General features: G+C 63.4%; 1 protein-coding gene and 2 pseudogenes. All 3 read left to right on the forward strand.

Annotated elements, in window-relative coordinates; translation table 11 throughout:
• A pseudogene (locus EN969_RS30900) lies at positions 1-157 on the forward strand (carbonic anhydrase); the annotation flags it as partial.
• The gene (locus tag EN969_RS30905) at positions 154-588 is read left to right on the forward strand and encodes a hypothetical protein (RefSeq protein ID WP_024504711.1); all 435 of its coding nucleotides are present in this window, start codon (positions 154-156) and stop codon (positions 586-588) included. The pseudogene EN969_RS30900 and the gene EN969_RS30905, both read left to right, overlap by 4 nt.
• A 96-nt stretch (positions 589-684) precedes the next feature.
• Positions 685-1461: pseudogene (locus tag EN969_RS30910) on the forward strand (peptidase M3); the annotation flags it as partial.

Below are 1461 nucleotides of genomic sequence, written 5' to 3' on the forward strand. Positions count from 1 at the left end.
CTATTCCATCGCCAACCTCAGAACCTTTCCCTGCGTCTCGATTCTCGAAGGCAAGGGACGGCTGTCGCTGCATGGGGCCTGGTTCGATATCTCGACCGGCGAACTCTGGACGATGAACAAGGAGACTGGCGATTTCGAACGGCCGGAACTGGGATGAACGCGGCGGCGCGCAAGCTGGTGAACATCAGGTCGGTCGCTTTTGCGGCGGCCGCACTGCTGCTGGCGATTATTGCCGCCCGCGCCGATGATCGTGCCCTCATCAGCCGCTGGTATTCGGCGCTGCTGGTCGCCGACCGCACGGAACTGTCCGACCTGCTCGCCGACGATGTCCGCATCAAGCTGGACGACCTCGGCATCGTGCAGAGCAAGCAGGAATTCATCGCTTCGATCGACGAATGGAAAGGTGCCGTTGCCGGTGCTGCGATCCGGCACCGGATCGAGAAAAGCGAAGGCGGCGTCACCACGGTGGTCGCCTGCTACGATTTCCCCAACAACGACATGCTGATGCAGGAAACTTTCGCGGTCACCGACAACCGCATCACCGCCAGTTCACAAGCGGCGATCGCCGAAAACTGCGACGGCTTTTGAGGGCGATATCGGCCAAATCCGCATATTGCGGGTCCGCCGGCCGCGCCCTACATCGGGTACGACCCACCTGCCTGCTTCACCAACGAAAGACTGTCCATGCCTTCCACGAAAGCCGTCGACCTCGCCGCCCATCCGCTGACCGCGTGGCAGGGGCCGCTCGGCCTGCCCGATTTCACGCGCATTGGCGACGGCGACTTCTCCCCGGTCTTCGACGCGGCGCTGAAGGCGCACGAGGCCGAGATCGAGGCGATCGCCGGCAACAAGGATGCGCCGACCGTCGAGAACACGCTTGCCGCGCTGGAACTCGGCGGCGAAGCGCTCGATCGTGTCTCGTCGATCTTCTGGTGCCGCGCCGGCGCCTACACCAACGAGACGATCCAGGCGCTGGAGCGCGACATCTCGCCGAAAATGTCCAGGCATTTCTCGGCGATTTCAATGAATGAGCGGCTGTTTGCCCGCATCGACGATCTCTACCAGCGCCGCGAGAGCCTGAAGCTCGACGCCGAGACCCTGCGGGTACTGGAAAAGACCTGGAAGGGCTTCGTCCGTTCCGGCGCCAAGCTCGACGCCGACGGCAAGAAGCGGCTGGCAAGCATCAGCGAGGAATTGTCCTCGCTCGGCACGGCTTTCGGCCAGAATGTTCTGGCCGACGAGCGCGACTGGGCGCTGTTCCTCGATGAAGCCGACCTTGCCGGCCTGCCGGACTTCGTGAAAAGTTCCATGGCCGAAGCGGCCGAGATACGCGGCCAGAAGGGCCGCTATGCCGTCACTCTGTCGCGCTCGATCTATGAGCCGTTCTCGACCTTCTCCGAACGCCGCGATCTGCGCGAGATCGCCTTCCGCGCCTTCACCATGCGCGGGCAGAATGGCGGC

It is taken from the genome of Mesorhizobium sp. M7A.F.Ca.CA.003.01.2.1, from assembly GCF_003998945.1.
Taxonomy (GTDB): domain Bacteria; phylum Pseudomonadota; class Alphaproteobacteria; order Rhizobiales; family Rhizobiaceae; genus Mesorhizobium; species Mesorhizobium ciceri.

Bases quoted from the DNA above. Each gene is read 5' to 3' on its own strand.
- EN969_RS30905 (WP_024504711.1), top strand. From the start codon at position 154: ATGAACGCGGCGGCGCGCAAGCTGGTGAACATCAGGTCGGTCGCTTTT.